We start from the raw sequence: 25,509 nt of genomic DNA, 5'->3' as shown, positions 1-25,509 counted from the left end.
TTATCGCGGGAAAACTTTACATGAGTCTTGCTGAGAAACTGGCGCAGGAACGGCGCGCACGACTGGCGGCCGAGCGGTTGTTGCATCTGAAACAGGCCGAGTTGTCTGCTGCCAACCGCAAATTGGGACGCCATGCTATCGCATTGACACGTCAGATCGATGAGACTCAGGCCGAGGTTGCGACGGTTCGCGATGAAAACGAAAAGGTCAAATCCGATCTGACCGTTGCCAATGCCAAGATCGAAGTGGCTGAACGCCGCCTGTGGCATTCGATCCAGACCATCCCTGACGGGTTTGCTTTTTTCGACGGCAACAACACACTGATCGGTGCCAACGCCGCTTACCTAAGCGTTTTCGATGGGCTGGAAGAGGTCGCGCCGGGGATCAGCTACACGCGTATTCTCGAAATTCTGACCCATGAAGGGATCGTGGACATCGGCGCGGAAAATATCGCGGACTGGCAGGCGCGCATGCTTGCACGCTGGGTGCAACCGCACCCCGAACCCGAGGTGATCCAGTTGTGGAACGGCCAGTATATCCGGCTGATTGATCAGCGGGGCCACGGCGGTGACGTGCTGAGCCTTGCGTTGAACATCACAGCCTCGGTCCGGCATGAGGCCGAGCTGAACGCCGCGCGTGAACGGGCCGAGGCCGCAAACCGCGCCAAATCCGCCTTTCTGGCCAATATGAGTCATGAGATTCGCACGCCGATGAACGGGATCGTCGGCATGACCGAACTGCTGACCGAAACCCCGATGAACGAAGAACAAAGGCTCTATGTAAGTACAATTCGCAATTCGGGCGAGGCTTTGTTGGTCATCATCAACGATGTTCTCGACTATTCCAAGATCGAGGCCGACAAGTTGACGCTGCACCCCGAACAGTTCGATTTGGAGCGCTGTATCCTTGAGGTCGCGATGCTGTTGCAACCCAGCGTACGCGACAAGGGCCTGACCTTGCTGGTGGACTATGACCTGTTCCTGCCGACGCTTTTTGTGGGTGATCCGGGGCGGATTCGGCAGATTCTGACCAACCTTGTCGGCAATGCAGTGAAGTTTACCGCGCAAGGCCATGTCCTTATCCGGGTGACCGGTGTTCCTGACGCGACAACTGAAACCTGCGACATCCACGTGGCCATCGAGGATACGGGTATCGGAATCAAAGCCGACAAGGTCCCGCACATCTTTGGTGAATTCAATCAGGTCGAGGATGCCCAGAACCGCCAATTCGAAGGCACGGGTTTGGGGCTGGCAATCACCAAGCGGCTGATCTCGATGATGGGGGGTGCCGTCTGGGTCGAAAGCGACGCGGGCAAAGGATCTTGCTTTGGTTTCCGTATCACACTGCCCACGGCCGAAGGTCCGCAGCCCGTTCCGCCCGATCTGGCGGGGCAGTTGGGCCAGGTTCTGGTGGTCGAGGATATGGCCGTCAACCGCGCCATTCTGACCAAACAACTGAGCCGCCTTGGGTCTCAGGCGCTCACGTGTTCAACAGGGGCTGAAGCGCTTTCTGCAATGGACAAAACTATTGATCTGGTGCTGTGCGATCACGATCTGCCGGACATGGACGGTCTGGAACTCGCCACAACACTGCGCGACAAAGGATGGGGTGATCTGCCAATTGTGGTGATGTCGGCCAATCCGGGTGTGATTCATGCCGACCCGGCCCATCGCCTGATTGACGGCGTGTTGCAAAAGCCCATTCCTCGCGCCGAGCTGTATTCACGGCTGATGGCGCTGGGTGCTCCTGTATTCAAGTCGGATCGCAGTGACGACTGCGTCGCTGATCCCGAGACTCATGCGCAAGTTCCGCAGAATCAGAGGCTGATGCGGGTTCTGGCAGCCGAGGACAATCGAACCAATCAACTGATCCTTCAAAAGATGACCAAAGATCTGAATATCGATTTGAAATTCGTCTCCAATGGGTTGGAGGCGATCGAAACCTTCGCCAGTTTCGACCCGGACCTGATTTTCATGGATATCTCGATGCCAAAGATGGATGGGAAAGAGGCGACGGGTGAAATCCGGCGGCGCGAGATCGGAACGGATCGACATGTTCCCATAGTGGCCCTGACGGCCCATGCCATGACAGGGGATGATCAGGGCATACTGGCAGCCGGGCTTGATCATTATCTGACCAAACCGTTGCACAAGAAGCTGATCCACAAGATGATACTGGAACATCGTCCAGCCGATGCCCAATTGGTCGGTGCAGAAGGTGAAAGTACGGAATAGGATCGATTTATGTCAGATGAGCGCGGTTTTCGCCCCCGGGGATTGGGTGAGATTGCAATTCGCTGCGCCGATATGGCGGCAATGGTGTATTTCTATGAGAAGGTGATCGGGTTGCAGCGATTGCAAGGCGACCATAACAGCGCCATCACCTTTTTTCGGATTGCCGAAGGGTTTGGTGGACATACACAGGTGCTGGCCCTGTTTCACCAATCTGTTGGCTCTGAGCGTGGATCGGGCCAGACTGGCGCGGCAGTGCCAGTAACAGGGGGCGCCTCGGCCCTGCACCATATCGCGCTGTCGCTGCCCTTTGTCGAACAGGATGCTGTCATGCGCTGGTACGACCAGATCGACCAGCCTTATCGGGTCGAGCATTTCGGCTGGATCGGCTGGCGCGGTATCTTCACCCAAGACCCCGAAGGGAACACCGTTGAGCTTGTAGCCTACGACCCTTCACTGCTTGATCAGGCCTGATAGGGGCGAACAAACACAGGTTTGTAGTCGTCAGACAGATCTGCCCTGTATTCATAACCACCGCTGTCGAAATCCAACAGGCCACTGGGATCGGTCAGGCGGTGCTGGATGATGTAGCGTGCCATCGCACCGCGCGCTTTCTTGGCAAAGAAGCTGACGATCTTGGGGGTGCCGCCCTTGTCCTCCATGAAGACCGGGGTCACAACGGGCAGCTTCAGTGCCTTCAGGTCGACCGCGCCGAAGTATTCCTGACTGGCGCAGTTCACCAGAACCTTGCTGTCAGTTTCGGCGGCCTGCGCGTTCAGCACCTTGCTTAGCTGATCGCGCCAATATTCGTACAGGTTTTTTCCGCGTCTGGTTTTCAGTTTACTACCCATCTCAAGCCGGTAGGCCTGTATGGCATCCAGCGGGCGCAATACGCCATAAAGCCCCGACAGAATGCGCAGGTGATCCTGTGCCCAGGCCATTTCGTCGGCATCCAGCGATGCGGCTTCAAGCCCTTGATAGGTATCGCCCGCAAACGCCAGTGCGGCAGGGCGCGTCGTCTCCGCATCGGGCGCGTCCGAGAACATACGATACCGGTCGCGGTTCAGGCGGGCCAAGTCGTCGCTCAGATCCATCAGTTTTTTCAGATCGCCCAATGTCAGATTGCGTGCTGTCTTCGACAAGCGGATCGCGTCATCCTGAAAATCGGGTTGGGTTAATTCGACGTTTCGTTCTGCCCAATCCAGCCGCTTGGCCGGGGAAATCACTACCAGCATATCCGCCCTCGTTTCTCGCCTGTTCAGGCGTATCTAGCCCGCCTGTTGCAGCACGTCCAGAAACGCCGCGCCAAACCTTTCGTGACGACGGTCACCCAGAACCTGCTCCATCGCTCGTGGATCATCCGGGTGCAGTTGCGCCACTTTCGCCAGTTGCGAGGCCGTACAGCTTAGCGGTTTGTCGATCCCGTCGGGGCCACGCGACAATTGCGATTGAACCTCAAGCAACTGATCGTAAATGTCGCCCTGATTGCGGCCGGCAAGTTTGCGCCTTGCGGGGTGCAGCTCTTCTACCGCGCCGGTCAGCACCTCAAGGAAAGTGGAACCATAGCGTTCCAGTTTCTTTGACCCGATACCGCTGATCCGCGCCATGTCATCCAGATTTGCAGGTCGGGTTTCTGCCATCTCGATTAGGGTGCGATCAGGAAAAATGACATAAGCCGGGACCCGAGCAGCCTCGGCCAGTGCGCGCCGCTTGGCCTTGAGCGCCGAGAGCAGCGGCGCGTCTTCCTCGGACACCATCGCTTTGACAGCGGGTCGTCGGGTGGCTTTGCGGATGGTATCCTTGCGCAGATCGATCAACGCCTCACCTTTCAGGATGGGTTTGGCGGTTTCTGTCATACGCAGCGCGCCGTGGCGTTCAGGGTCGGGGCGCACCAAATCATGGCCCATCATCTGCCGGAAGATCGCTTGCCATTGCGGGCGCGACCAGTCCTTACCGATGCCGTAGGTGGACAGATTGTCGTGTCGCCGTGCGCGAATTTTATCGGTCTCGTTGGCAAGCAGAATGTCGATCAGATGACCTGCCCCGAACCATTCCTCGGTGCGTAAAATCGCGGACAGAGCCATGCGGACGGGCGTTGTGCCGTCGAAGATTTCTGGCGGGTTGTCGCAGAGATCGCACTTGCCGCAGGATTCAGCCTGTTCCCCAAAATACCCCAGCAAGCTCTGGCGGCGGCATTTCAGTGCTTCGGCCAATCCCAGCAGCGCGTTAAGACGCGCATGATCCGCCATGCGCCGTTCAGGTGGGGCCAGCCCTTCGTCGATCTGTGAGCGTCGTAGTCGGATATCGTCAGGCCCGAACAAGGTCAGGGTCTCGGCTGGTCCACCATCGCGCCCGGCGCGACCGATTTCTTGATAATAGGCCTCGATCGATTTCGGCAAATCCGCATGGGCGACCCAGCGGATGTCCGGCTTGTCGATACCCATGCCAAAGGCGACCGTAGCGACGACAATCAGCCCGTCCTCGCGCGCAAAGCGAGCTTCCACGATGCGGCGATCCTCGGCCTCCATCCCGCCGTGATAGTGGCAGGCCGTGTGACCTTCGGCGCGCAGGGCTTGCGCCAGCACCTCGGTCTTGTTGCGGGTCCCGCAATAGACGATGCCGGACTGGGTTTTGCGCGCGGCAGCGAAATCGAGGATCTGTTTGCGCGGTCCATCCTTGGCGGCAAAAGCCAGATGGATATTGGGCCTGTCGAACCCCCGCAGGAATTTGCGCGGCGCGACACCGTCGAACAGTTTTTCGACGATCTCGTCCTGCGTTTCCGCATCCGCTGTCGCGGTGAACGCGGCGAGGGGAACATTCAAAGCGCGCCGCAGCTCTCCGATCCGCAGATAGTCAGGGCGGAAATCGTGGCCCCATTGGCTGACACAATGGGCTTCATCCACCGCGATCAGATTGACGTTAATCCTACGCAGCATCCCCAGCGCCGACCCGGCGGCCAGACGCTCGGGCGCCATATACAGAAGCTTGAGCCGCCCAGCCTCTAATGCGTCCCACACCGCATCAGTTTCTTCGGGGGTGTTGCCCGAGGTGAGCGCGCCCGCCTCGACACCGGCTTCCTGCAGCCCACGCACCTGATCGCGCATCAAGGCGATCAGCGGAGAGATCACAACAGTCACGCCGTCTCGCAGCAACGCAGGTAATTGGAAACATAAGGACTTGCCCCCACCAGTGGGCATGATCGCCAGCACGTTTTCACCTGCGGTCACGGCGTCGACGATCTCTTCCTGACCGGGGCGGAAGTCGTCGAATCCGAAAACGTCTCGCAACAAGGGTGCGGAGTCGAACATGCGACGGAGGGTCCTGTTTTATGGTTTATCTGCTCTTAAGACAGGACCATCACATACTAAGATTCGGTGAACAAGAGGTCAGTAGAAATAGACCGCGTTGTTGATCAGGATTATCCGCAACGCATAGACTCCGATCAGCACCACCAGAGGGGTCAGATCCAGACCGCCCATGGCGGGCAGAATGCGGCGAATGGGGCCGTAGATCGGCTCTAACAAACGGTTCAGTCCGTACCAGATTTGCGCCACCAGTTGCTGGTGCAGGTTCAGCACCTGGAAGTTGATCAGCCAGCTCATGATCACATGGGCAAGGATGATGAACCAGACAATGTCCAGGATCAGCAGAAGGATTTGGATCAGCGACAGCATGGGCACTCCGTTCGTCAATTGTCCTGAGACCTAAGCGTCACAGCCGCAAAGAGCAAGTGCGCCCCAACAGAACGCTTGCGAATTGACCCAAAGCCCCGTCTTATGATCGCAACAATAATAATATGGGGCAGAGATGGCTGAGATTTCCAAGCGTAAGCGCATCTGGGGCTGGTGGTTTTTCGACTGGGCCAGCCAGCCGTTCCACACATTGCTAGTGACCTTTGTCTTTGGCCCCTATTTCGCCGGGGTGGCGGCTCAATACTATGCGAATACCGGATTAGACACCGATGCAGCGGCGGCGCAGGCGCAGACCGTCTGGGCGAATTGCCTGACCATAACTGGGCTGATCATCGCGTTCGGAGCGCCCCTGTTGGGCGCGATGGCGGATGTTTCGGGTCGACGCATCCCGTGGATTCTCGGGTTTTCGGTGATGTACGCGGTGGGGTCTGCCGCGTTGTGGTATACGATGCCCGATGGCTCGAACATGTGGTTGATGCTGTCGGCTTTTGGTCTGGGCTTTGTGGGCGCAGAATATGCACTGATCTTCATCAACTCTCAGCTGCCCGATCTGGGTGACGATAGAGAAGTGGGCGAGATTTCAGGTTCGGGCTTCGCCTTCGGCTATTTCGGAGGCCTGCTATCGCTGGCCATCATGCTGGCGCTGTTTGTTGAACAGCCCAACGGCAAGACCTTGATTGGTGTGGATCCGTTGTTCGGGCTGGATGCGGCAACGCGTGAAGGGACGCGGTTTGTCGGCCCCTTCACCGCTGGATGGTTCGTGTTGTTCATGGTGCCGTATTTCCTGTGGGTTCGGGATGATCCTGAGACCAACAAACAGGGTAGCGTGGGTGATGCGCTGCGCTTGCTGGGCAAGTCCGTGGCGGCTTTGCGTCACCGGGTCAGTCTGGCGACCTATCTGGGGTCTTCTATGTTCTATCGCGACGCGTTGAACGGGCTATACAGTTTCGGAGGCGTCTACGCGCGGTTAGTGCTTGAATGGGACCTGATAAAAATCGGCGTATTTGGGATCGTCAGCGTTCTGGCCTCGGCCATCTTTGCGTGGATCGGGGGCAAGATGGATCGCAAGTACGGCCCTAAACCGGTGATATTGGTTGCGATTTGGGTTCTGATCTTTGTCTGCGTAACGGTTGTGTCGATGGATCGAACACAGATCTACGGAATTTCATTACCCGTAGGCTCGGGCCTGCCGGACATGGCGTTCTTCGGGTGCGGAGTTCTGATCGGCGGCATGGGAGGTATTCTGCAATCCGCCAGCCGTTCAATGATGGTACGCCATACTGATTCCGCCACCCCGGTCGAGAGTTTTGGGCTGTACGGGCTTTCGGGTCGGGCGACCGCCTTTGCAGCGCCGCTATTGATCGGAATAGCAACAGCAGCAACCGGTAGTGCAAGACTGGGGGTGTCACCGATCATTCTGTTGTTTATTCTGGGCCTAGTCCTGATGCGCTGGGTGAAACCGGAAGGGGATCAGAGCAGATGATTTTACTACGTTTTTTGGCCGTTCTGGCCGCAATAGCACTGCCAGGCGTGGCCACGGCACAGCCCTTGGCCAAACAGTTATTCGGAGCCCAGAAGGTTGGGTCGCAGCAAAAATCTGCCGCATTCGGCAGTTATTCGCGCGGGTGCGCCGCCGGGTCGGTGCAACTCCCTGAAACCGGGCCAACTTGGCAAGCCATGCGCCTGTCGCGCAATCGCAATTGGGGGCATCCTCAGGCGATCGACTATGTGCAGGATCTCAGCCGGTTTGCCGCGAAACAACCGGGGTGGAATGGTCTCTATATCGGGGATATCAGCCAACCGCGGGGTGGGCCGATGACCTCGGGCCATCGTTCGCACCAGTTGGGTTTGGATATCGATATCTGGATGCTGCCGGGCGATAACATGCGCCTAAGTCGCAAAGCACGCGAGAATATCTCGTCCATATCCTTGCGCCGCGCGAACGGCGCGTATGTAAACGGCAACTGGACCAAGCAGCACCATGCGGTATTGCGCGAAGCCGCTAAGGACAAGCGCGTTGCCCGGATCTTCGTATTCCCGGGTGCAAAGGTGCAGATGTGCAATGACGAGAAGGGCAACAAAGCCTATCTGCGCAAGATCCGGCCATGGTGGGGACATCACTATCATTTCCACGTGCGGCTGAAATGCCCGAAAGGATCGAAAGGCTGTGTAAATCAGGACCCGCCACCCAAGGGTGATGGTTGCGCCGAGGCGCAGCAATGGGTGCGCAATATTCTGACCCCACCGCCACCTGATCCAAATGCGCCAGCACCGAAAAAGCGTCGTGAGTTTCGTCTGGCTGATCTACCCCAGCAATGTACCGCCGTTCTGCAATCCAACTGATCACGGCGCTTCTGCTGGCAGGGACTGTTCAGGCGGTGGAGCTTAAGCAGGCTTCGCTGCTGGACAGCTATGTCTGGCGCGACAACGCCGACTGGTTCGGTGGATTTTCGGCGATTCATATCTCTGAAAACGGGCGGAACATGGTCGCTATCAGTGACCGGTCAACATTGATCACCGCGCGGATTGAACGAGATCAAGATACGATCAGAAACATCCAAATCCTTGACCAGTGGCCGATCCTGTCCAGCAAAGGCCGTATCTTGAAGGGGAGGGCAGGGGATTCCGAAGGGCTCGCCGTTGCTGCAGATGGCAGCGTTTACGTCTCGTTCGAAGGCGTTCACCGAGTCGTGCATTACACTGCCCCCGACGCCAATGGACGGGTTCTGCCGCGCCCGCGAGAGTTCCTGAATATGGACCTCAACGGCTCATTTGAAGCGCTGGCGATAGATGGTCGCGGGCGGTTGTATACGCTGACCGAAAAGACCCGCACTGTTCGGGGCGATATACCGGTCTATCGCTGGGATGGCGCACGCTGGTCAGCGCCTTTTGTGCTGCCGCCCCGTGGAAAGTTCCTACCGGTTGCAGCGGATTTCGGGCCCGACGGGAGGCTCTATGTGTTAGAGCGTGCAGTGGCTTTCATCGGCTTCCGCTCACGCTTGCGACGCTGGGTGATCTCTGGCGACGTGCCCAAGGCCGAAGAAACGCTGTTTGAAACCGCTACCGGGACCCATGATAATCTGGAAGGTCTTTCGGTCTGGCGCGATCAGGACGGGCGGTTGCGCGCAACCATGGTATCGGACGACAATTTTCGTTCCTTGCAACGTACCGAGCTGGTGGAATATTTGCTGCCCGATTGACAGGCGGCAGACAAAGGTCTAAACGCACGGCCTGCCTCGGGATGAGCCTGGGGCCAAGTCGCCGCTACCTTGTCAAAACGGGCATCTGAAAATGCAACGCAGCTTTATTCCCGGCATCCTTGCCATGGCCTCGATCGTCGTGGCCTCAAACATCCTGGTCCAGTTCCTGATCCTTGACGGCCTGTTGACCTGGGGTGCCTTCACCTATCCGTTGGCCTTTCTGGTCACGGACATCATGAACCGTGTCTACGGCGTGGGTCCGGCTCGCAAGGTCGTATTCGCCGGTTTTGTCACCGGTATCATCTGCTCGCTGATCGGCAGCCAGATCATGCTGCAGGGTGACGGCTTCACCTATGCCGCCGTACCGCTGCGCATTGCTGTGGCTTCGGGCACCGCCTTCCTGATTGCGCAATTGACCGACGTCACTGTGTTCAACTCACTGCGTGGTGGCCGCTGGTGGCGCGCACCGCTGGTGTCGACACTGGTTGGCTCGGCGCTGGACACAGCGATCTTCTTTACCCTGGCGTTCTCGGCCTCGGTTACCGTCTTTGGTGCCAATGCAGATGCAGCGATCAACTGGGCGTGGGAGCCTGTGCCGTTTATGCTAAGCGGCCCGATGGCCCCGCTCTGGGTAACGCTGGCCTTCGCCGACTGGCTGGTGAAACTGTCGCTGGCGCTAATCGCCCTGATTCCGTTCAAGGTGATTGTTGTCCGTTTGACCGCCGCGCAGCCTGCATAAAAAAGTGCTTTGAGATTGGCGCATCTTGTGTCAGGCTCAGAGTTAACCGCAACAGATAGAAAAGGAGGTGATCCAGTGTCGAGAAAGAGATTGGAGAGAGGTGTTGGAACAACCGGGGGGATCGCCTGTTAAGGCAGCCCTTGGCGGAGCGCTCGCTCCGGCTGGTCGATTGATCTAACCGACCCAACCTCCTGAACTTTCGAAGGGCCGTCCCGCCGGGGCGGCCCTTTTTGTTTTCAACTGCGCCCTGTAAGGTCCGATCCATGTTGCGCATCACCGACGATATCGCCCTGCAAGACTGGGAAATGACCGAAAGCTTCGTGCGGTCCTCTGGTCCGGGTGGGCAGAACGTCAACAAGGTCTCCACCGCCGTTGAGCTGCGGTTCGAGGCCGCGCGCTCACCCTCCTTGCCTGATCCGGTCAAGACACGTCTGAAACGGCTGGCCGGACGTCGCTGGACCAAGGACGGCGCGATCATCATTCAATGTGAAGAAACACGTTCTCAGGCCCGCAACCGCGAGATTGCGCGTGACCGGTTGGCCGAGTTGATCACGCGCGCACTGGTCAAACCCAAGCGTAGGATCGCGACCAAACCTACGTACGGTTCGGTCAAAAGGCGGTTGGCGGCAAAGAAAGCCCGCGCGGATGTCAAAGCCCTGCGAGGCAAAGTGTCCGAAGATTGATCTGGCAGTTTCGCTGCACGTTGCTACTCTGCCGATGCAAGACGCAGGGGAGGTAAAGCCATGAGGCTTGAGGGAAAAACCGCCATCGTAACCGGCGGCGCATCCGGGTTCGGCGCTGGGATTGCGCAAAAGTTCCTGACCGAAGGCGCCCGCGTGATGATCGCAGATATCAATGGCGAAGCGGCTTCTGACATGGCGTCTGCGGTCGGCACGAATGCCATCGCACAGCACGTTGACGTCTCGGATGCGGCATCGGTTCAGGCCATGGCAAATGCGGTGTCGGAAGAATTCGGAAAGCTTGATATTCTGGTGAATAATGCGGGCGTGACGCACCTGCCGGCCCCACTTGAGGACGTCGATGACGATGAATTCGACCGCGTCTTCGCCGTGAACATGAAATCCGTCTACCTGACCGCGCGCGCCTTTGTTCCGCAGATGAAGACACGTGGCGCGGGGGCGATCCTGAACGTGGCCTCAACAGCGGGCCTGTCGCCGCGTCCTAATCTGAACTGGTACAACGCCTCCAAAGGCTGGATGATCACCGCGACCAAGACGATGGCCGTCGAACTTGCCACTTCGGGCGTGCGCGTCAACGCGATCTGCCCGGTGGCGGGTGAAACCCCGCTGCTGAAATCCTTCATGGGTGAAGACACCCCGGAAATCCGCGCCAAATTCCTGTCAACGATCCCGCTTGGTCGCTTCTCAACTCCCGAAGACATGGCAAACGCCGCCTGTTTCCTCTGCTCGGACGAGGCCAGCATGATCACCGGCACAGCCCTAGAAGTGGACGGAGGCCGATGCATCTGATCCGCCCTTCATCTGGCCATAAATATCTCCGCCGGAGGCAGCGCGCGCCAGCGCGATTTCCGGCCCAGTGTGCGAGACGAAAATGAACCCCGGACCCAGAAACCTGATCACTGATGTCGCTGGCCTCATGGTTGGCAATGCGCACGATGATACGCTTAAATCAGGCACAACTGTCCTGACGGCGGACAACCCGTTCACAGCTTCGGTTCATGTGATGGGCGGCGCCCCCGGCACGCGTGAGACCGACCTTCTGGCGGTCGACAAAACTGTTGATCGGGTCGACGCGATTGCTTTGTCCGGCGGCTCGGCCTTTGGACTGGATGCGTGCTCGGGCGTTTCAGACGCATTGCGCGCTCAGGGGCGCGGATTTCAGGTCGGTTCGGCCGTCGTGCCCATCGTGCCGGGCGCGATTCTGTTCGATCTACTCAATGGTGGAGATAAGAACTGGACCGAAAATCCTTATCGCGATCTGGGGAAGTCTGCGTATCTCACCGCCTCACCAGAATTTGAACTGGGCTCGGTGGGGGCTGGTACCGGCGCATTGGCCGCGATGCACAAGGGTGGCTTAGGCTCGGCTTCGTTAAAGCTTGAGGGTGGCGTAACCGTCGGTGCGCTGGTTGCGGCCAATCCGCTTGGCAGCGTAACCACACCGGGTGATCGGCATTTTTGGGCTGCGCCGTTTGAGATCGATGACGAGTTCGGTGGATTGGGGCCAGACCCGGCCTCGGGCCTTGGTTCCTCTCTTGTCAGCCGCAAGGCGCAAATGATGCATTCTGTTCCGCCAGATCACGCAAACACCACGATTGCTATAGTTGCAACTGATGCAGCGCTGACCAAACCGCAATGCCAGCGTCTGGCGGTAGCAGCCCATGACGGCATCGCCCGCGCCATCGTGCCTGCGCACACGCCTGGCGATGGAGATCTGGTATTCGGTCTCAGCACCGGCGCGCGCACGGTTGGCCCCGAGGCGATGGCGATGATCGGCCATGCGGCCTCGATCTGTCTTGCACGCGCAATCGCCCGAGCGATCTATCTGGCCACGCCCAGCCCGGGCGACCTGCTGCCGTGTTGGTCTCAGTTACATGACTTCGGTTAAGGACGGCCCCGATCGCCTGTGACACAGTGCCATCGCGCGGCAATCTGCGCGTTGACTCTCTGCTGTGCCAGCGATCCATTCGGTGCAGCCAATTCGTATCGGAGCAAAAGCTATGAATCGTATCCTTGCCACCGCAATTGCCGGTCTGCTGGCCTTACCTGTCTATGCAGAGGGTGACGCCGAAGCGGGTATGAAAACTTTCAACAAATGCAAATCCTGCCACATGATTGCTGACCCTGCGGGTGAAGTTATCGTTAAGGGCGGTAAGACGGGTCCGAACCTGTACGGAATCGCAGGCCGCACCGCCGGCACTGAAGAAGGCTTCAGATACGGCGATAGCATCGTGGCCGCGGGCGAAAATGGGCTGGTCTGGGATGAAGAGACTTTCGTTGCCTACGCCCAAGACCCCAAAGCATTCTTGAAAGACTATTTGGGGGAAACCTCGGCCAAGTCGAAAATGACCTTCAAGCTGAAGAAAGGCGCCGAAGACGTTTACGCCTATATCGTGAGCGTTTCGGGAGAGTAACTCCGCCAACAGGTTTACAGACGAACTTCGAAATGCCGCAGCCCCTGCGGCCTTTCGTGCGATTGATTGACATTGTAATCAGCGCCACTTTGGTGAAAACCGGTAAGGCCATGTGCACCGGAGATCGCCAACAGGAGACGACAGATGGGAATCTTGATCCCGGCTTGGGTTGAGGGCGAACTGACACCCGTCGACAAGCTGGAGGCGCATGAAAAGGGGCTGCGACACAAGGCTGTGTCCGTGTTTGCCGTGCGCGGGACCGAGATATTGCTGCAACGCCGGGCGATGGGCAAATACCACACGCCGGGTCTATGGGCGAATACCTGTTGTACGCATCCGGATTGGGACGAAAGCGCTTCGCATTGTGCCGTCCGGCGCCTGCGCGAAGAATTGGGCATCACCGGGCTCTATCCCGAATACCGGCATCGATTGGAGTATCATGCCGATGTCGGCAACGGAATGGTCGAGAACGAGGTGGTCGATGTCTTTCTGGCCCATGTGCGTGGGGCTCTGAAAATCGAGCCTAACCCGGAAGAAGTGATGGATATCCGCTGGGTCGATTACCACGATCTGCTGGCCGAGGTGAAGCGGCACCCCGACCGATTTACCCCGTGGCTCAAGATTTATCTGCACAATCACGCTGACACGATATTTGGACCTGACCTGATAATCTCGGCCAATTCATAACCCTGCCTTGCAAGGCGGACGCAAGCGGCATACATCAACGCGTCATGGCCAAGCAGAAGCAGAACACTGACCCGAATTACAAAGTGATCGCCGAAAACCGGCGTGCGCGCTATGACTATGCGATCGAAGACGATCTCGAATGCGGTATTGTCCTGGAAGGGTCCGAGGTCAAATCCCTGCGTGCCGGTGGGTCGAACATTGCTGAAAGCTATGCGTCCGTCGATGATGGAGAGCTATGGCTGATCAACAGCTATATCGCGCCCTATGAGCAGGCCAAGGTCTTCAAACATGAAGAACGCCGCCGCCGTAAACTGCTGGTGTCACGCAAGGAACTATCGAACCTGTGGAACGCGACCCAACGCAAAGGCATGACGCTGGTGCCGCTGGTGCTTTATTTTAATCACAAGGGTCGGGCGAAGCTGAAGATCGGCATCGCCAAAGGTAAGAAGCTGCACGACAAGCGCGAAACGCAGGCCAAGCGCGACTGGTCACGGCAGAAACAGCGCTTGATGAAGGACCACAGTTAGAACGCCATGGCCGCCTGAACCGCGCGTTGCCAGCGTGCATAGGCCGCGTCTCGGTCAGCTACGGGTTTTGCAGGCTCAAACCGCCGGTCCAGATCCCAGGTTTCGGCGAATCCGGCCTGATCCGGGTAGACACCCGCTTTCATGCCCGTCAGCCATGCGGCACCAAGCGCGGTGGTTTCCTGCATCACCGGGCGGTCGACCGGGGCGCCCAGAATGTCGGAAAGCCCCTGCATGGCCCAGTCCGAGGCGCTCATTCCGCCGTCGACGCGCAGGATCACGTCAGTCTCTGCGCCCCAATCGCCCTGCATGGCGTGCCACAGGTCGCGGGTCTGGAACGCGATGCTTTCCAGCGTGGCGCGCGTGATTTCGGCGCGGCCTGAATTGCGAGTCAGGCCAAAGATTGCGCCCCGGCAATCGGGTTTCCAATAAGGCGCGCCCAGCCCAGTAAAGGCAGGGACGAGAACAACGTGCTGGTTTGGATCCGCTTTGGCGGCCAGTTCACCGCTTTGCGGTGCGGTTTCGATGATTTGCAACGCATCGCGCAGCCATTGCACCGCCGCACCGGCAATGAAAATCGAGCCTTCAAGCGCATAGGTTTTCTGCCCGTCCAACTGATAGGCAATTGTCGTTAGCAGCCGGTTTTTCGACTCAACTGGCTGCGTACCGGTGTTGAGTAGTGCGAAACAGCCCGTGCCATAGGTGGATTTCATCATGCCCGGCTGGAAACAGGCCTGTCCGATGGTGGCAGCTTGCTGATCCCCCGCCACGCCGAGAATTGGAATATTACCGCTAAACAGCGAGGTCGATCCGAAGTCTGCGGCGCAATCGCGCACGTCGGGCAACAAAGCTTGGGGGATGTCCAGCAAGTCGCAGATCTCGGTACTCCATTCCCCTTTGTGAATATCGAATAGCAATGTGCGGGCCGCATTGGTGGCGTCGGTGGCGTGCACGCGCCCTTCTGTCAGTCGCCAGATCAGGAAGGTATCGATTGTGCCAAACAGCAGCTCTCCGGCGGCGGCACGGTCGCGTGCGCCGGGGACGGTATCAAGCAACCATTTGACCTTGGTGCCTGAAAAATAAGGATCTAGCAGCAGACCGGTCTGGGCAGTTACGTCATCCTCGCATCCCGCTTTGCGAAGACGCTCGCAAATCTCAGCGGTGCGACGGTCCTGCCAGACGATTGCGTTGTGAATGGGGGCCCCGGTGGCGCGATCCCAGATGACAGTGGTTTCGCGTTGGTTGGTAATCCCGATGCCAGCGATCTGTGCCGCGGATACACCTGTCGTTTGCATCACTTCACGGCAAACCGTCAGAACGCTGTCCCATATCTCCTCGGCATCATGCTCAACCCAGCCTTCCTGTGGGAAATGCTGTGTAAACTCGTGCTGCGCAGTGCCGACGCGCTGCATTTGCGCGTCGAACAGGATTGCACGAGACGATGTGGTGCCCTGATCGATTGCCAGAATATAGGTCATTCCTGCGCCCCTCCCGCTTTGGTTTTGCAGGACTTTAGCGCAAACACAACCAAACGTGCCAGAGGGGAAATCAGACCGGAGACACCGGTAGATTGTCGATCAGCCGCACGCCGTCGACCAAGGCTGCCGCAAACAGTCGTGCGGGTCGTTTGGCATGGGTCATAGGCTCCAGCGTTTCAGCGCAGCGTAGTTGCAGATACTCCACTTCGTTGAAGCCGGCGGCCAAAAGATCGGCCTGTGCCTGAGAAGCCAAAGCTTCGAATTCTTCGCCGTTTTCCAGCGCCTGAACAACTGCACGCATGATACGATGTTTTTCGGCTGCGATGGCCAGACCATCCTCGGATAGCCTTTGATTGCGCGAAGACATTGCGAGGCCCGAAGGTTCACGCACCGTGGGGCAACCAATCACCTCGATCGGGATATCGAGGTCGCGGGCCATCCGGCGGACGATCATAAGCTGCTGATAGTCTTTTTCCCCGAAATAGGCTCGATCCGCTTGCGTTTGCAGGAACAGCTTGGCGACAACTGTTGCCACACCATCGAAATGACCCGGGCGGAATTCTCCCTCCATCGCGTCGGTCAGACCCGAGACCGAGACTGTGGTGGCGAAGCCATCAGGGTAAATCTCATCCGGGTCGGGCACGTATATCGCATCGACGTTGTAAGGCGCGAGCTTTTTCGCGTCTTCTTGTTCGCTGCGCGGATAGTTGGCGAGGTCTTCGGGGTTGTTGAACTGCTTGGGGTTTACAAAGATCGTCACGATCACCCGGTCGCAAGCCGTCTTCGCGGCTTCGGCCAGCGACAGATGCCCCTGGTGCAGCGCACCCATGGTGGGGACAACTCCGATCACCTCACCATTCAGATGCCAATCACGGGTCAGAGCGCGCAAGTCTGCCAGTCGACGCAGAATAGGCGCGGTCATGACTTGGGTCCTTTGACGGGTACGGCATCGGCAAAGACATGTTCGTCTGCCGGGAAGCTTCGCGCACGAACCTCGGTTGCGTATTCAGCAATGGCGGCTTCGGCCAGCGGGCCAAGATCAGCATAGCGTTTGACGAATTTCGGTTTGAAGGCGGTGAAAAAGCCAAGCATATCGTCCACCACCAGAATTTGCCCGTCACACCCGGCCGAGGCACCAATGCCGATTGTGGGGATCGCAATCTCAGCGGTAATCCGGTTGGCCAAACCCTGCGGAACTTTCTCTAACACGACCGAGAACGCGCCTGCTTCGGCGACGGCCTGGGCGTCGGCCAATACGGCATCGGCCTGTTCGTCGCGCCCTTGTACCTTATAGCCACCCAAAGTGTTTATCGACTGCGGTGTCAGGCCAATGTGTGCCATCACCGGGATCCCACGTTTGACCAGAAACCGGATGGTTTCAGCCATCTCGACGCCACCTTCCAGCTTAACCGCCCCAGCTCCTGTTTCCGACATCAGCCGGGCTGCGTTGCGAAATGCCTGAGCCGGGTCATGCTCGTAGCTGGCGAAAGGCATGTCGATCACCATCATTGCCTTGTCCAGACCACGGGCAACGGCCTGGCCGTGCATGATCATCATCTCCATCGTCACACCAAGAGTCGACGTCAACCCGTGCAACACCATGCCGACGCTGTCACCGACCAGAACGAAGTCACAATGCGCATCCATCAACTGCGCCATCGGTGTTGTGTAGGCGGTCAACGAGACCAGAGGATCAGTACCTTTCCGGGCGCGGATATCCTCGGCGTTCGGGGCTTTCTTGCGGGCGGTGGCGCTCATGCTCGCTCCTCGCAGGGTTCATGTTGCAGCGCGGCATAGCAGATGCGGCAGGCGCAAAGAAACCCCGGTTGCGCCAACAATTCCTTGATTGACCTCGGGTTTGCGAGGACATTGGTCGCAGATCGGCCCGAAAAAAGCAGGGCTAGCCAATTTCAGTGGGGAGAGATTTTCATGACAAAGCAGCGCTTTCGCTCGTTCGCGTCGGCCCTAGCCCTTGGCGCGGGCCTGTTTGCCACGCAGGCCATGGCCAAATCTGACATCACCATCGCCATGCAGCTTGAGCCACCGCATCTGGACCCGACCAGCGCTGCGGCGCAGGCTATCGATTCGGTTGTCTACACCAATATCTTCGAAGGCCTGACCCGGTTCATGGGGGATGGCTCGGTGGTGCCGGGGCTGGCCGAAAGCTGGGAAATCTCGGATGACGGTACCGTTTACACATTCAAGCTGCGCGACGGTGTGACATTTCACGATGGCACAACGATGGATGCCGAGGACGTCAAGTTCACCCTTGATCGCGCCACGGCAGAAGACAGCGCCAACGCGCAGAAGGCTTTGTTTGCGGGCATTAAAAGTGTCGAGGTGGTGGACCCCCTGACCGTTCAGGTGACGTTGAATGAGCCGAACGGGAACTTCCTTTTCAATCTCGCCTGGGGTGACGCGGTGATCGTTGCGCCCGAAAGCATCGAGAATATCAAGACCAATCCGGTTGGCACGGGGGCCTTCACCTTCTCTGACTGGCTGCAGGGTGACAGCATCATCCTGAATCGCAACCCCGACTATTGGGGCGAACAGCCCGCGTTAGAGACCGCAACGTTTAAGTTTATCTCGGATCCGACCGCCGCCTTTGCCGCCATGATGGCCGAGGATGTAGACGTGTTCGACAACTTCCCCGCACCCGAGAATCTGCCGCAATTCGAGGCTGATCCGCGCTTTCAGGTTCTTGTCGGCTCGACCGAGGGGGAAACCATTCTGTCGACCAACAACAAACAAGCCCCGTTTGATGACATATTGGTCCGACAGGCATTGGCCCACGCGATTGACAGGCAGGCCATCATTGATGGGGCTATGTTCGGCTATGGCACACCCATCGGTACGCATTTTGCTCCGCATAATCCGGCTTACGTCGATCTGACCGGCAATTCGGCCTATGACCCGGAAAAAGCCAAGGCGCTGCTGGCCGAGGCCGGGTATCCCGATGGGTTCGAGACCACGCTGCACTTGCCGCCGCCTTCCTACGCCCGACGCGGGGGTGAAATCATCGCTGCGCAACTGGCCGATATTGGCATCACCGCCGAGATCATCAATGTGGAATGGGCGCAATGGCTGGAAAGCGTGTTCAAGGGCAAGGAGTTTGGCCTGACCATTGTCAGCCATACCGAGCCGATGGATATCGGTATTTATGCACGGCCCGACTATTACTTCCAATATGACAGCACCGACTTTCAGGCATTGATGGACACGCTGAATTCGACCACGGACCCTGATGAGCGCACACGTTTGTTGGGTGAGGCACAGCGCTTGATTTCGACCGATTACGTCAACGGGTACCTGTTTCAACTTGCCAAACTTGGCGTGGCCAAGGCCGGTGTTGAGGGGCTATGGGAAAACGCACCCACGGCAGCGATCGATCTGACCGGGATCAGTTGGTCCGAATAGAAGAACAGAGTTGGACCGGGGCGATGGCCAGCGCCCCGGCGCGAACTGTTGCACCATGAAACCCACAAGGATTCTGGTTTGGCGGGTTTCTTTTTGTCTATCTTCTCGTGCCTTAGGCGCTGGACCCACACGGGATGTGACCCTAACGTTTCCAAATGCTCCGCTACGCCCTCAAACGTCTGCTGTCGCTGATCCTGAGCCTGGCTGTCGCCTCGGTTGTCATCTTTGCAGTGATCGAGGTCGCGCCCGGTGATCCGGCGTTGTTCATGCTGGGCGTGAACGCGCAGGCCGATACATTGACTGCGCTGAGAGCTGAACTGGGCCTCGATGTCTCGAAGATCGAGCGGTACTTTAACTGGGTCGGCGGGATGCTGGTTGGGGATTTTGGTACGTCCTACACCTATCGCACACCCGTGTCGCAGATGATCGCAGATCGATTGTGGGTGTCATTGCCGCTGGCTTTATACGCGCTGACCCTGTCCACGCTGATTGCTTTCCCCGCCGGTATCTACGCAGCCTCACGGCGCGGCAAACCGGGTGATCTGACCGTGATGGGTGCGACTCAGCTTGGTATCGCGGTGCCGAATTTCTGGTTCGCGATGATGCTGGTGTTGGTCTTTGCCATCAATTTGCGCTGGTTCAATGCCGGCGGTTTCGCGGGTTGGGAGAACGGCATTTGGACCGGTCTACATTCGCTGACCCTTCCAGCCATTGCATTGGCCCTGCCGCAAGCGGCGATCCTTGCGCGGGTTATGCGCTCGGCTCTGTTGGATATTCTGGCCGAGGATTTTATGCGCACCGCACACGCCAAGGGCCTTTCGCGTCGGCAGGCGCTTTGGCGACACGGAGTGCGGAATGCGCTGATCCCGGTACTGACGATCATTGGACTCCAATTCTCCTTCCTGCTGGCGGGTTCGATCATCATCGAACAGGTGTTTTATCTACCCGGCCTCGGGCGGCTGGTTTTTCAGGCCATATCGGCGCGCGATCTGATCGTCGTGGAATCGGTAGTTATGCTGCTGGTCTTTGCCGTCATCATGGTGAACTTTTTTGTCGATCTGGCCTATGCCGCAGTCGATCCAAGGCTGAGGAGCAGGACATGAGCCGCAACCTGATCCTTGGCGCGACGCTGTCCTCACTGGTGGTGCTGGCAGCGCTGGTGTCCTTTGTCTGGACCCCATACGACCACGCCGCGCTGAGCATTCCGGCCAAGCTGCAGCCACCCAGCGCACAGCACTGGTTCGGTACCGATCATTTCGGACGCGACATGTTCTCGATGATCATGGTTGGTGCGCGCACCTCGATTGCGGTGGCGCTGGTCGCGGTCGGGATTGGCATGGCGCTGGGCGTTCCCTTGGGTCTGGCTGCCGCTGCGCGCAGTGGATCGTGGCTAGATGAATTCATCATGCGCGGCAATGATCTGGTCTTTGCATTCCCCTCTCTCGTCATCGCCATTCTGATCACCGCCGTCTTTGGTGCCGGGGCCATAAACGCGATCATCGCCATCGGTATCTTCAACATCCCCGTTTTTGCCCGCATCACCCGAGGCGCAGCTTTGTCTCTTTGGGAGCGCGAGTTTATCCTTGCCGCCCGCGTGTCAGGCAAAGGCGCGGCACGGATATCGGCTGAACATATCCTGCCCAATGTCGCCAATCTGCTGATCGTTCAGGGAACAATCCAGTTCTCACTTGGCATTCTGGCCGAGGCCGGGCTGTCCTATGTCGGTCTTGGTGCGCAACCGCCTACGCCAAGCTGGGGCAGAATGCTGGCCGATGCGCAGACGATGGTTAGTTTTGCCCCGCATTTGGCTCTGATTCCGGGTCTTGCCATCATCGTGACGGTTTTGGGCCTGAACCTTCTGGGTGATGGCTTGCGCGATTGGCTGGACCCTCGGATACGGGTGGCCCGCGCATGAGTCTTTTGCAGATCAAGGACCTCTCGTTGGCCATCCATGGCACGCCGATTTTAAAGAAGATCAACCTGTCGATTGCCCCTGGGCAGATCGTGGCTGTGACCGGAGAAAGCGGTTCGGGCAAATCAATGACAGCCTTTGCCGTGATGCAGTTGCTGCCAAACGATGCCGAAGTAGATGGGGTGCTAGAGTTAGAGGGCCAGAACCTGCTGAACCGGTCTGAGGCCGAGATTTGTGCGTTGCGGGGCGCTGCGATCGGAATGGTTTTCCAAGAGCCGATGACTGCCCTGAACCCGGTGAAGACCATCGGCGATCAAGTTATGGAGACTATCCTGATCCACAAGGCCATGCCCCCGGCCAAAGCGCGCGCTCGGGCCGAAGAGGTTCTGGCCCGGGTTGGATTGCCAACCGACAGGTTTCCGTTGAAGCGTTATCCTCACGAACTGTCAGGCGGTCAGCGCCAGCGAGTGGTGATCGCCATGGCGATTGCACTGCGCCCCCGACTGTTGATCGCGGATGAGCCGACAACGGCGCTTGATGTGACCACGCAGGTGCAAATCCTTGATCTGCTTAAAGGGCTCGTGTCGGAGTACGGCATGGGTCTGCTGATGATCACGCATGATTTGGCGGTGGTTGCAGACATGGCGGATCAGATTGTGGTCATGCGGCATGGGGAGGTTGTTGAAACGGGCGCAACAGATCATCTCCTGCGCCATATGCAGCACCCTTACACCCGTATGCTGTTCGAAGCTTCGGGGCATCAAGTCAACCTGCCGACCTCTCCTGCACCGCGAGCGTTGCTTGAGGTCGAGAACGTGGTGCGGGACTACCGTCTGCCCCGAACGCGCCTGTTTGCCAGGCCCGGCCATCATCGGGCCGTCGATCACGTCAGCTTTACCCTGAATCGGGGGGAGCGTTTAGGGCTGGTTGGAGAGTCCGGTTGTGGGAAATCGACCCTAACACGAGCCATTTTAGGCTTGGAGGAGGTGCAGCAAGGCCGCATTTCCCTTGATGGCCAGCCTGTTTTCACCGGCCACAAACCCAATCTGGCAGTGCGACGCAAGATGCAGGTGGTGTTTCAGGACCCTTATGGCAGCTTCAATCCCCGCCACCGGGTCGCGCGCCTGATCACCGAGCCATTTCATTTGCTGGACACCCCGCCAACCGGTTCTGAACGGCAGGATCGCGTCGCTGAGATGCTTACCGCCGTTGGCCTAAGCCCCGATGATGCGGGCCGCTACATTCACGAATTCTCGGGTGGGCAGCGGCAACGTATCGCTATAGCGCGCGCTCTGATTATTCGACCCGAGTTGATCCTGTTTGATGAGGCTGTCTCGGCGCTGGATGTCTCAGTCCGCGCCCAAGTTCTCGACCTGCTGGCCGAACTTTGTGCGACTTACGATCTGACTTACCTGTTCATCAGCCATGACCTGAGCGTGGTTCGAACCATCACCGACCGTGTGTTGGTGATGCAGGCCGGCAAGATTGTGGAACAGGGTGAAACCGAGCAAGTCTTCACAGAGCCTCAGCATCCTTACACACGAACTCTGATCAATGCGGCACCGAAATTGCCGGAGACTGGACGAGGCGCTGCATGAAAAACCCTTGTATAGAGCCTGATATTGGAGCTTCCGATGACTAACCCCCTCTGGTTCGATCCCAACCTTTGCCTGATCGGCGGAGAATGGAAAATGCCCGCGTCAGGTCAAACCTTGCCGCTGGTGAATCCCTCGGACGGTTCCGAAATTTGCCAGATCGCTCGAGGTGGCGAAACCGATATCGACGCTGCGGTGCAGGCCGCCCGATCCGCGTGCGATGGCGATTGGGGTCGCATGACGGCCCTGGAGCGTGGGCGTATTCTCACCCGACTGGGGCAACTGGTTCTGGACCGAGTGGATGAACTGGCACAGCTAGAGGCGATGGATGTCGGCAAACCGCTGACCCAAGCGCGGGCAGATGCGGTAGCATTGGCGCGGTATTGCGAATTTTATGGTGGCGCTGCGGATAAAGTGATGGGCGAGACCATTCCCTATCTGGATGGCTATACCGTCTACACGTTGCGCGAGCCGCATGGTGTGACCGGCCACATCGTGCCGTGGAATTATCCGATGCAGATCATTGGCCGTTCTGTCGGGGCGGCGCTGGCAATGGGTAACGCCTGTGTTCTGAAACCGGCGGAAGAGGCCTGCCTGACCGCACTGGCCTTCGCGCATCTGGCGATACAGGCGGGCCTTCCGCTTGGTGCCCTGAATGTGGTGCCCGGCCTGGGGGCTGAGGCGGGCGCGGCCCTGTCGGCACACCCGGGTGTGGATCACATTTCATTCACCGGTTCGGTCGCGACAGGCGCGTTGGTTCAGCAGGCGGCGGGACGAAACGTTGTTCCGGTGACACTGGAACTGGGCGGCAAGTCGCCGCAACTGGTTTTCGATGACGCCGATCTGGATGCCGCGCTGCCGTATCTGGTGAATGCGGGTATACAGAATGCGGGCCAGACCTGCTCGGCCTCTTCGCGCATTCTGGTGCAGCGCGGTGTTTATGATGCGGTGAAATCCCGTATGGCGACTGCCTATCAAGAACTCACCGTTGGTCCGGCGGTCCGGGATTTGCGCGTCGGTCCGCTGATCTCAACACGGCAAAAAGAAATCGTGACCGGTTTCCTTCACCAAGGCTCGGACTTGGCGATTGCCGCCGAGGGCCAGATTGCGGCTGGCGCACCCGAATCCGGCGCATATGTCCGGCCCACATTGTTCTCGGATGTGCCGCCCGATCATGCCTTGGCGCGGGATGAGATCTTTGGCCCCGTACAGGTTCTGATCCCGTTTGACACCGAGGAACAGGCTCTAACCATAGCAAATAGCACCGAATATGGCCTTGTTGCCAGCGTCTGGACCCGAGATGGTGGGCGGCAGATGCGGCTGGCCAAGGGTTTGCGTTCGGGGCAGGTGTTCATTAACAACTACGGCGCGGGCGGAGGTGTCGAGCTGCCTTTTGGCGGCGTTGGAAAATCCGGCCACGGCCGCGAAAAAGGGTTCGAGGCACTTTATGGTTTCTCACAACTGAAAACGGTTGCGGCCTACCACGGCTAAACGATCACTTCGATCGGCTCCTGCGCTCCAACGCCAAAGACGCGCTTGTACCGCTCAATCTGCTCGGCGGGTCCCATCGCCTTTTGTGGGTTGTCAGATAGTTTGACCGTCGGGTAGCCATTGGCCGAGACCGCCTTGCAGACTAGCGAAAAGGGAGCCAATGCGTCATTCGGTACAAGTTCGCGGAAGTCATTGGTCAGCAACGTACCCCAGCCGAACGAGACATTGGTTTGATCCGCGAACTGAGCGTGCAATTCGCGTATCTTGTCCACATCTAACCCGTCCGAGAAAATAACCCGCTTCTGCGTCGGGTCTTCGCCGCGTGATTTCCACCAGTCTATTGCGATTTTTGCGCCGGTAGCGGGGTCGCCGCTGTCAACGCGAATGCCGGTCCAGCCTGCCAGCCAGTCAGGCGCGCGGTCCAGAAACCCTTTGGTGCCATACGTGTCGGGCAGAATGATGCGCAGATTTCCATCATGTTCCTCGTGCCAGTCGCTAAGGACGTCATAGGGCGCCTGCGCAAGCGCGGCGTCGTCTTCGGCGAGCGCAGAATACACCATAGGTAGTTCATGTGCGTTGGTGCCAATAGCCTCAACTTCGCGTCGCATTGCGATCAGACAGTTGGACGTTCCGGTAAAGGACGAGCCCAAACCTTCAATCATGGCCTGCACACACCAGTCCTGCCAAAGGAAGGAATGCCGCCGCCGCGTGCCGAAATCCGCGATCCCAAGCCCCTCAATAGTGCGAAGCTGGGCTATCTTTTCCCATACGCGTGTCATTGCACGGGCATAGAGCACCTGTAGTTCGAACCGGCGCATATCGTTCAGAACCGCGCGTGAGCGTAATTCCATCAGTACGGCCAGCGCCGGGATCTCCCATAGCATGACCTCGTGCCACTTACCCTCAAAGGTCAGCTCATACTGATCACCCTTACGCTCCAGGTGGTAAGGGGGCAGGCGCAGGTTCTCGAACCATTCCATGAAATCCGGGCGGAACATCTGACGCTTGCCGTAGAATGTATTGCCCCGCAACCACGTGCTTTCCCCACGACTCAGACTTAGCGAGCGGATGTGATCCAACTGCTCGCGCAGCTCGCCTTCATCGATCAAACGGGCCAATGGCACGTGATTCGACCGGTTGATCAGCGAAAACACCACATCGGTTTGGGGCTTATTTCGAAACACTGACTGGCACATCAGCAGTTTGTAGAAATCTGTGTCGATCAATGACCGGATAATCGGGTCAATCTTCCATTTATGATTGTAGACCCGCGTCGCGATATCGACCATGGGGACCTCCTGCAATTTCCGTTGTTAGATCAATCGGAGCACGAAATGGCAAGAGTCGCGGAATTGGGAACAATGCCCACGACAGAACACATTACGGGCTTATTGTGGGTTTCCTTCACGCTTTAGTGAGGGGTGGGGATGG

24 protein-coding genes are annotated in these 25,509 nt (G+C 58.2%); 17 read left to right on the top strand and 7 right to left on the bottom strand.

What is annotated here, in order from left to right:
- The first annotated feature begins 20 nt into the window (after positions 1-20).
- On the top strand, positions 21-2,234 hold the full coding sequence (locus ACR0L9_RS12040; protein WP_480895742.1) for a response regulator: 2,214 nt from the start codon (positions 21-23) through the stop codon (positions 2,232-2,234).
- A gap of 9 nt (positions 2,235-2,243) precedes the next feature.
- Positions 2,244-2,705: a VOC family protein gene (locus tag ACR0L9_RS12035; RefSeq protein WP_170733948.1), complete on the top strand. Its 462-nt coding sequence runs from the start codon at positions 2,244-2,246 to the stop codon at positions 2,703-2,705.
- Here the strand turns inward: ACR0L9_RS12035 and yaaA are convergent.
- The 3 genes from yaaA to ACR0L9_RS12020 all read right to left on the bottom strand — a co-directional run bounded on the left by yaaA (position 2,696) and on the right by ACR0L9_RS12020 (position 5,905).
- On the bottom strand, positions 2,696-3,466 hold the full coding sequence (yaaA, locus tag ACR0L9_RS12030; protein WP_170515204.1) for a peroxide stress protein YaaA: 771 nt from the start codon (positions 3,464-3,466) through the stop codon (positions 2,696-2,698). The two genes, ACR0L9_RS12035 and yaaA, sit on opposite strands and share 10 nt — an antisense overlap.
- A 33-nt stretch (positions 3,467-3,499) precedes the next feature.
- A complete protein-coding gene (recQ, locus tag ACR0L9_RS12025) occupies positions 3,500-5,539 on the bottom strand; it encodes a DNA helicase RecQ (protein WP_480895741.1) in 2,040 nt (679 codons plus the stop codon).
- Positions 5,540-5,617: 78 nt separating this feature from the next.
- Positions 5,618-5,905: a YggT family protein gene (locus ACR0L9_RS12020; protein WP_170394943.1), complete on the bottom strand. Its 288-nt coding sequence runs from the start codon at positions 5,903-5,905 to the stop codon at positions 5,618-5,620.
- Positions 5,906-6,038: 133 nt separating this feature from the next.
- On the opposite strand from ACR0L9_RS12020, the gene ACR0L9_RS12015 reads away from it, so the two are divergent.
- The 10 genes from ACR0L9_RS12015 (at position 6,039) to smpB (ending at position 14,188) form a co-directional block, all read left to right on the top strand.
- Positions 6,039-7,406 carry an MFS transporter gene (locus ACR0L9_RS12015; RefSeq protein ID WP_480895740.1) on the top strand — a complete coding sequence of 456 codons (1,368 nt, stop codon included), beginning with the start codon at positions 6,039-6,041 and terminating at the stop codon, positions 7,404-7,406.
- Positions 7,403-8,266: a penicillin-insensitive murein endopeptidase gene (gene mepA, locus ACR0L9_RS12010; RefSeq protein WP_480895739.1), complete on the top strand. Its 864-nt coding sequence runs from the start codon at positions 7,403-7,405 to the stop codon at positions 8,264-8,266. The genes ACR0L9_RS12015 and mepA overlap by 4 nt, the downstream gene beginning before the upstream one ends.
- Positions 8,239-9,123, top strand: a complete 885-nt coding sequence (locus ACR0L9_RS12005; protein WP_480895738.1) for an esterase-like activity of phytase family protein — start codon at positions 8,239-8,241, stop codon at positions 9,121-9,123. Before mepA ends, ACR0L9_RS12005 begins: the two co-directional genes overlap by 28 nt.
- Before the next feature lie 91 nt (positions 9,124-9,214).
- A complete protein-coding gene (locus ACR0L9_RS12000) occupies positions 9,215-9,862 on the top strand; it encodes a queuosine precursor transporter (RefSeq protein WP_480895737.1) in 648 nt (215 codons plus the stop codon).
- A gap of 263 nt (positions 9,863-10,125) precedes the next feature.
- Positions 10,126-10,545: an alternative ribosome rescue aminoacyl-tRNA hydrolase ArfB gene (arfB, locus tag ACR0L9_RS11995; protein WP_170566874.1), complete on the top strand. Its 420-nt coding sequence runs from the start codon at positions 10,126-10,128 to the stop codon at positions 10,543-10,545.
- A gap of 60 nt (positions 10,546-10,605) precedes the next feature.
- Positions 10,606-11,352 (top strand): SDR family oxidoreductase, encoded by a 747-nt coding sequence (locus tag ACR0L9_RS11990; protein ID WP_480895736.1) that lies wholly within the window; start codon positions 10,606-10,608, stop codon positions 11,350-11,352.
- Positions 11,353-11,434: 82 nt separating this feature from the next.
- Entirely contained in the window at positions 11,435-12,448 is a 1,014-nt protein-coding gene (locus ACR0L9_RS11985) for a P1 family peptidase (protein ID WP_480895735.1), read from the top strand.
- A gap of 112 nt (positions 12,449-12,560) precedes the next feature.
- On the top strand, positions 12,561-12,974 hold the full coding sequence (locus ACR0L9_RS11980) for a c-type cytochrome (protein ID WP_480895734.1): 414 nt from the start codon (positions 12,561-12,563) through the stop codon (positions 12,972-12,974).
- A 144-nt stretch (positions 12,975-13,118) separates the two neighbouring features.
- Positions 13,119-13,661, top strand: coding sequence for an isopentenyl-diphosphate Delta-isomerase (gene idi, locus ACR0L9_RS11975; protein ID WP_170394917.1), 543 nt, complete (start codon positions 13,119-13,121; stop codon positions 13,659-13,661).
- Positions 13,662-13,705: 44 nt separating this feature from the next.
- Positions 13,706-14,188: an SsrA-binding protein SmpB gene (gene smpB / locus ACR0L9_RS11970; RefSeq protein ID WP_170613398.1), complete on the top strand. Its 483-nt coding sequence runs from the start codon at positions 13,706-13,708 to the stop codon at positions 14,186-14,188.
- Here the strand turns inward: smpB and glpK are convergent.
- The 3 genes from glpK to panB form a co-directional block, all read right to left on the bottom strand.
- Complete coding sequence (gene glpK / locus ACR0L9_RS11965) at positions 14,185-15,663, bottom strand: glycerol kinase GlpK (protein ID WP_480895733.1); 1,479 nt, start codon at positions 15,661-15,663, stop codon at positions 14,185-14,187. The genes smpB and glpK overlap by 4 nt on opposite strands.
- 70 nt (positions 15,664-15,733) lie before the next feature.
- Entirely contained in the window at positions 15,734-16,585 is an 852-nt protein-coding gene (panC, locus tag ACR0L9_RS11960; RefSeq protein ID WP_480895732.1) for a pantoate--beta-alanine ligase, read from the bottom strand.
- Positions 16,582-17,421, bottom strand: coding sequence for a 3-methyl-2-oxobutanoate hydroxymethyltransferase (panB, locus tag ACR0L9_RS11955; protein WP_480895731.1), 840 nt, complete (start codon positions 17,419-17,421; stop codon positions 16,582-16,584). Before panB ends, panC begins: the two co-directional genes overlap by 4 nt.
- Before the next feature lie 171 nt (positions 17,422-17,592).
- Between panB and ACR0L9_RS11950 the strand changes: the two genes are divergently transcribed.
- The 5 genes from ACR0L9_RS11950 (at position 17,593) to ACR0L9_RS11930 (ending at position 24,078) form a co-directional block, all read left to right on the top strand.
- Positions 17,593-19,080: an ABC transporter substrate-binding protein gene (locus ACR0L9_RS11950; protein WP_170626742.1), complete on the top strand. Its 1,488-nt coding sequence runs from the start codon at positions 17,593-17,595 to the stop codon at positions 19,078-19,080.
- A gap of 155 nt (positions 19,081-19,235) precedes the next feature.
- The gene (locus ACR0L9_RS11945; protein WP_480895730.1) at positions 19,236-20,183 is read left to right on the top strand and encodes an ABC transporter permease; all 948 of its coding nucleotides are present in this window, start codon (positions 19,236-19,238) and stop codon (positions 20,181-20,183) included.
- Complete coding sequence (locus ACR0L9_RS11940) at positions 20,180-20,995, top strand: ABC transporter permease (RefSeq protein ID WP_170408556.1); 816 nt, start codon at positions 20,180-20,182, stop codon at positions 20,993-20,995. The genes ACR0L9_RS11945 and ACR0L9_RS11940 overlap by 4 nt, the downstream gene beginning before the upstream one ends.
- Positions 20,992-22,590: an ABC transporter ATP-binding protein gene (locus ACR0L9_RS11935; RefSeq protein WP_480895729.1), complete on the top strand. Its 1,599-nt coding sequence runs from the start codon at positions 20,992-20,994 to the stop codon at positions 22,588-22,590. The genes ACR0L9_RS11940 and ACR0L9_RS11935 overlap by 4 nt, the downstream gene beginning before the upstream one ends.
- 36 nt (positions 22,591-22,626) lie before the next feature.
- The gene (locus tag ACR0L9_RS11930) at positions 22,627-24,078 is read left to right on the top strand and encodes an aldehyde dehydrogenase family protein (RefSeq protein WP_480895728.1); all 1,452 of its coding nucleotides are present in this window, start codon (positions 22,627-22,629) and stop codon (positions 24,076-24,078) included.
- Here ACR0L9_RS11930 and pncB read toward each other — a convergent pair.
- Positions 24,075-25,367 carry a nicotinate phosphoribosyltransferase gene (gene pncB, locus ACR0L9_RS11925; RefSeq protein ID WP_480895727.1) on the bottom strand — a complete coding sequence of 431 codons (1,293 nt, stop codon included), beginning with the start codon at positions 25,365-25,367 and terminating at the stop codon, positions 24,075-24,077. The two genes, ACR0L9_RS11930 and pncB, sit on opposite strands and share 4 nt — an antisense overlap.
- Between the last annotated feature and the right edge of the window lie 142 nt (positions 25,368-25,509).

The organism is Ruegeria sp. I3 (genome assembly GCF_056532525.1).
The sequence above is the reverse complement of the archived record's forward strand: the minus strand, read 5'-3'. Positions and strand labels throughout refer to the sequence as shown.